General features: G+C 74.5%; 5 protein-coding genes. 1 reads left to right on the top strand and 4 read right to left on the bottom strand.

The annotated features are described in order from the left end of the window. Positions 1-85: 85 nt before the first annotated feature. From G5C65_RS30385 to G5C65_RS30375, 4 genes are all read right to left on the bottom strand, one after another. Positions 86-1,267, bottom strand: a complete 1,182-nt coding sequence (locus tag G5C65_RS30385) for a bifunctional RNase H/acid phosphatase (protein ID WP_338146741.1) — start codon at positions 1,265-1,267, stop codon at positions 86-88. Then, the gene (locus G5C65_RS38690; RefSeq protein ID WP_206442437.1) at positions 1,264-2,007 is read right to left on the bottom strand and encodes a zinc ribbon domain-containing protein; all 744 of its coding nucleotides are present in this window, start codon (positions 2,005-2,007) and stop codon (positions 1,264-1,266) included. The genes G5C65_RS30385 and G5C65_RS38690 overlap by 4 nt, the downstream gene beginning before the upstream one ends. A 59-nt stretch (positions 2,008-2,066) precedes the next feature. Further along, positions 2,067-2,915, bottom strand: a complete 849-nt coding sequence (locus G5C65_RS30380) for a Nif3-like dinuclear metal center hexameric protein (RefSeq protein WP_165302267.1) — start codon at positions 2,913-2,915, stop codon at positions 2,067-2,069. A 71-nt stretch (positions 2,916-2,986) separates the two neighbouring features. After that, positions 2,987-4,030: an ABC transporter substrate-binding protein gene (locus tag G5C65_RS30375; protein WP_165302266.1), complete on the bottom strand. Its 1,044-nt coding sequence runs from the start codon at positions 4,028-4,030 to the stop codon at positions 2,987-2,989. Positions 4,031-4,308: 278 nt separating this feature from the next. Here G5C65_RS30375 and G5C65_RS30370 point away from each other — a divergent pair. Then, positions 4,309-5,350: hypothetical protein (locus tag G5C65_RS30370; RefSeq protein ID WP_165302265.1), on the top strand; the 1,042-nt coding region annotated here is incomplete at its 3' end.

Genomic DNA, 5,350 nt, shown 5'->3' with positions numbered 1-5,350 from the left:
TGACCGGGATGTGCGCCCCCGCGGGGAGGCGGGCCATGTCTTCGAGGTGTGCTGAGGGGCAGCCCCTCCCCGGAGAGAGGAACGGCTAGTCGCGGAGGTGGGCCGTGTCGTTGAGGAGGCGCAGCGACGCGTTGCCGTCGGCGAAGTAGGCCACGGCCGACAGCGACGCGGCCGACAGCTCCATCCGGAACAGCGACTCCGGCGGCGCCCCCAGCGCGAGCCGGACCAGCGTCTTGATCGGCGTCACATGGGTCACCGCCAGCACCGTACGTCCCGCGTACCGCGCCAGCGCCTTGTCCCGGGCCACCGCCACCCGCCGCGCGACCTCCTCGAACGACTCGCCGCCGCCCGTGGGGCGCGCGGACCCGGACTCCAGCCACGCCTGCAGGTCCCGCGGATACCGCTCCCGCACCTCCGCGAACGTCAGCCCCTCCCAGGCGCCGAAGTCCGTCTCGCGCAGTCCCTCGTCCGTCCGGACGTCGAGCCCCAGCCGCTCCGCGACCGCCGCCGCCGTCTCCTGGCAGCGGCGCAGCGGAGAGGCGGTGACGGCCTGGACGGTGCCCCGCGCCGCCAGCGCCTCGGCGACGGCCGCCGCCTGACGCCGCCCCGCCTCGGACAGCGCGGGGTCGCTGCCGCCGCTGCCGGAGAAGCGCTTCTGCGGGGTGAGCGGCGTCTCGCCGTGCCGGAGCAGGACGAGGGTGGTCGGAGTGCCGAGATCGGCGGCCCATCCGGCGACCGGCGGCATCGCGGGGGCGGAGCCCGTGTCCGCGTCCGCAGGAGCCTCCAGCTCTGCGGTGGAGGCCCCCGGCTCCCACTGGCGGCCCGCCTTGCCCGCGTCCATCGCCTCGTTCGCGAGCCGGTCCGCGTGCTTGTTCTTCTCGCGCGGGATCCACTCGTACGTCACCGCGCCGGCCGGGAAGACGCTCTGCGCCTCGGCCGCGAGGGGCCGCATGTCCGGGTGCTTGATCTTCCAGCGCCCGGACATCTGCTCCACGACCAGCTTGGAGTCCATCCGCGCCACGACGGCGGCCTCCGGGTCGAGCTCGTACGCGGCGCGCAGCCCCGCGACGAGGCCGCGGTACTCGGCGACGTTGTTCGTGGCACGGCCGATGTACTCCGCCGTCTCGCGCAGCGTCTGGCCGGTGTCCGGGTCCCGGACGACGGCGCCGTACCCGGCAGGGCCGGGGTTCCCGCGCGAGCCCCCGTCGGCCTCGACAAGAAGAACGCGGCCGCTCACAGCACCGGCAGCCGCGCGTGCGTCGCTCACAGGCCGGACTCCGGGGTGCGCACCAGGATGCGGCGGCAGTTCTCGCACCGCAGGACCGCGTCGGCGGGCGCCTCGCGGACGTCGTTGAGCTCGGTGATGTTCAGCTCCAGGCGGCAGCCCTCGCAGCGGCGCTGGTAGAGCTTGGCCGCGCCGATGCCGCCCTCCCGCTCGCGGATCTTGTCGTACAGCTTCAGCAGCTCGGCGGGCAGGGCGTGGGCCTGGGCCTCGCGCTCCCGGCGCACGCTGGCCGCCTCGGAGTCGATCTGCCCGAGCGTCTCGTCCCGGCGGGCCGTGGCGGCCTCGTTCCTGGCGTGCACGGCCTCGACGCGCTCGGCGAGCTCGGCGGCGCGCTCCTGCGCGGACTCGTGGCGCTCCATGATCTCCAGCACCACCTCCTCCAGGTCGGCCTGGCGCTTGCCGAGCGCGGCGATCTCGCTCTGCAGGCTCTCCAGGTCCTTGGGGTTGCTGACCGCGCCCGAGTCCATGCGCTGCTGGTCCCGGGCCGCGCGCTGGCGCACCTGGTCGACGTCCTGCTCCGCCTTGGTCTGCTCGCGCGCGGTGTCGCTCTCCTCGGTCTGCGCGGCCACGAGCAGGTCGCGCAGCTGCGCGAGGTCGGCTTCGAGCCGCTGGAGCTCCTCGTGCTCGGGCAGCGTCTTGCGCTTGTGCGCGAGCTGCGTCAGGCGGGTGTCCAGGTCCTGGACGTCGAGAAGTCGGATCTGATCGGCGGGCTCGGCGTTCAGTTGGGGGCTCCCGGGTTCGTGTCGGATACGGAAGGGGCGGCGGGGACGCCGCGGAGGAGTCAGGGTGCGGCCGGGGCGTGCGCGGTCCACGGATCGGTGACCGCACGCGAGACATGGGTGCGCAGCTCCCAGCCGTGGCGTTCGGCGACGGCGTCGAGCTGGGCCGCCGCCTGCTCGCACCACGGCCACTCGGTGGCGTAGTGCGCGGCGTCGACGAGCGCGAGCGGGGAGTGCTCGCGGGCCTCGGAGGCGGGGTGGTGCCGCAGGTCGGCCGTCAGATAGGCGTCCACTCCTGCGGCGCGTACGTCCGCGAACAGGCTGTCGCCCGAGCCGCCGCACACCGCGACGGTGCCGATCCGCTGGTCCGGGTCGCCGGCGGCGCGGACGCCCTGCGCCGTGGTGGGCAGCCGGGCCGCGGCCCGCTCGGCGAACTCGGCGAGGGTGAGCGGCGGGTCGAGCGCGCAGATCCGGCCGAGGCCGCGCCGCCCTGCGGGGTCGCCGGCGTCCGGCACCAGCGGCCCGAGGACGCGCAGCCCGAGGGCGCCGGCGAGGGCGTCGGAGACTCCGGGGTCGGCGGTGTCGGCGTTGGTGTGCGCGACGTGCAGCGCGATGTCGTGCTTGATCAGGGTGTGCACGACGCGGCCCTTGAAGGTGTCCGCCGCGACGCTGGTGGTGCCCCGCAGATAGAGCGGGTGGTGGGTGACGAGCAGATCGGCGCCGAGGGCCACGGCCTCGTCGGCGATCTCCTGGACCGGATCGACGGCGAAGAGCACACGGCCGACGCGGGCCCGGGGGTTGGGGACGTCGCCGCAGACCGTGCCGACGGCGTCCCACGCCTCGGCCCGCGCGCGCGGCCACAGGGCGTCGAGCGCGTCGATGACTTCGCGGAGCGTGGGCGTTTCGGACACGGGGCCAGGCTACCTGCCCCGCCCGGTTCTCCAACCTGCCGGGCCGAGGCGTCCCCGGGCCCCCCGGGGGGCTACTTGACGAGGTGGCCGCGCAGGTCGTCCAGGACCTCGTCGGCCGCGGTGACGCCGAGGCCCAGATACCAGGTCTCGTCGCTGACGTCCTCGGCCTGGCCCTTCCGCACCGCGCCCAGCTTCTTCCACAGCGGGCTGTCCTGCGCCTTGGCGCGGTCCGTCTTCTTCGGGTCGCCGTAGGCCCCGGTGAAGATCCAGTCCGCGTCGGCCTCGTCCATCCGCTCCGGGCTGATCTCCGTCGCGAGATCGTTGATCTGCTGGTTCTTGGGCCGGGGCAGCCCGACGTCCTGCAGGATGGTGCCGATGAACGACGCCTTCGCGTACAGCCGGATCCGGTCCGGCATGAAGCGGAGCATGGTGACGGTCGGCTTCTTGCCGTCCTGCGCCTCGATGTCCGCGCCCAGCTTCTCCGCCTTCGCCCGGTAGGCGTCCAGCTTGTCCCGGGCCTGCTTCTTGCGGCCCAGCGCGGCGGCGTTCAGCAGGTAGTTCTCCTTCCAGGTGAAGCCGGGGCGGATGGAGAAGACGGTGGGCGCGATGGCGGACAGCTGCTTGTACTTGTCGGCGGCCCGCAGCTGGCTGCCGAGGATCAGGTCGGGCTTGAGCTTGGCGATGGCCTCAAGGTTGAGGTTGTTGATGGTGCCGACGTTCGCCGGGTCGCCCGCCTGCTGCTTCAGATAGCCGGGGATCTTGTTGGAGCCCTCGGTCGGCGCGAGACCGACCGGCTTGACGCCCAGCGAGACGGCGTTGTCGAACTCCCCGACGTCCAGCACCACGACCCGCTTCGGCTGCTTCTTCAGCTCGGTCCTGCCCATGGCGTGGGTGATCGTGCGCGGCCACTCGCCCGCCTTGGCGTCGGTGCCGTACGCCGCGGTCTTCTTCGCGGCGCCCGAGAAGTCCTGGCCGCCCTGGGCGGCCTTCTCCTTGGACTTGCCCTTTCCGCTGTCCGAATCGCCGCTGTCGCCCCCGTCGGAGCCGCAGGCGGCGAGGGTGAGGGCGGCGGCCAGCGAGACGGCGACGGCCGCGGTGCGGGTACGTATCGACATGGGTTCTCCGAGCTGAAGGGAGCTGAAGGGGAGGGACACCGGGCCGGGGGGACCCGGAACACTTAGGCGAACCTTACTTCACTTTTCGGCCACCCCTGCGGGCACCCCCGCGACACCCCGCGACACCCCGCGGACCGGCCGAGCGCGGCCCTTGCACACGCCGGGGCGCACGCTCCGCCGAACCGTGCTCCTCGTCACCCTTACGCGTGAAGCGGTTCAACTCGCGTTGTTCGACAGGAAGTACGAGCCCTAGCTTCGTCACTGGAGGTGATCGCGGCATGACCGCCTGTGTCATGGATGACGGCTTCACGGTCGCTGCGGACGGCTCGTACGCCGCGCGGCTCTGCGCCCGCCCCGGCTCGGCCGACTGGTTTCCGGAGCGCTGGACGCTCGGCGGGCCCGAGCCCTACGCCGTACCGCTGCCCGGAGAGCGGCCCGAGACGGCCGACAGCCAGGTGCTGCCGCTCGCGGACGGGCGCGTGCTCATCGCGCGCCGCACCGGCGAGCAGTACGCGCCGGCGCTGCTCTACCCCTCGGGCCCGGACACCGGGGAGCTGCCGCTGGGGGCCGTGGCGGTGGAGCGGCTCACGCTGCTGCCGCCCGCGCCGTGCGGCCGGCGTGCCTACGGGCTCGCGCCCGGCGCGGACGGGCGCTCGACCGGCGTCTGGCTGCTCGCGGGCGGCGGCTCCGGGGCGCCGGAGCGCGTCGCGGAGATCGCCGGGCACTGCGCGGGCGGCGCCTGGCTGGACCGCGAGGGGCGGCTGCTGGCGGTCGACCGCACGCCGTACGCGGAGCCGCCGGGCGGGGAGCCGCCGGGCGCGGCGGGCCCGCCCGGCTCCCCGGAGGCCGGGGCGCGGCGCGCCGGGGCCGCCGTGACCAAGACCGTCGTGGCCGACCTCGCACGCGGCGGTGAGGTCTCCCCGCTGCTCCAGATCACCGAGGACAGCAACGACCGGCTGCTGCGGGCCGATCCGGACAGCGGCCTGCTGCTCGTACGGTCGGACGCGCCCGGCGAGGACCGGCTGGGCTGGGGCGTGCTGGGCAGCCACCGCCCCGTGCGCTTCCCGGAGGTGCTGCACCCGGCGCACGCCCGGCTCACCCCGTTCGCGGTGCAGCCCCGGCAGATGCTGCTGCCGGAGAGCTGCGCGGTGGCGCTGCGGGTGGACGCGGCGCAGGGCACCTGGCTGGCCGTGTGGCGGCCGGGGCTGCGGGAGTTGCGGCACATCGCGGCGCCCCCCGGCTGGCTGACCGGCAACGGGCTGTGGACGGCGGACGGCGAGCTGCGCGTGCCGTACGCGACCTCGCACACCCCCTGCGGGC

Origin of the sequence: Streptomyces boncukensis (assembly GCF_011045075.1) — a bacterium.
GTDB lineage: Bacteria > Actinomycetota > Actinomycetes > Streptomycetales > Streptomycetaceae > Streptomyces > Streptomyces boncukensis.
The sequence above is the reverse complement of the archived record's forward strand: the minus strand, read 5'-3'. Positions and strand labels throughout refer to the sequence as shown.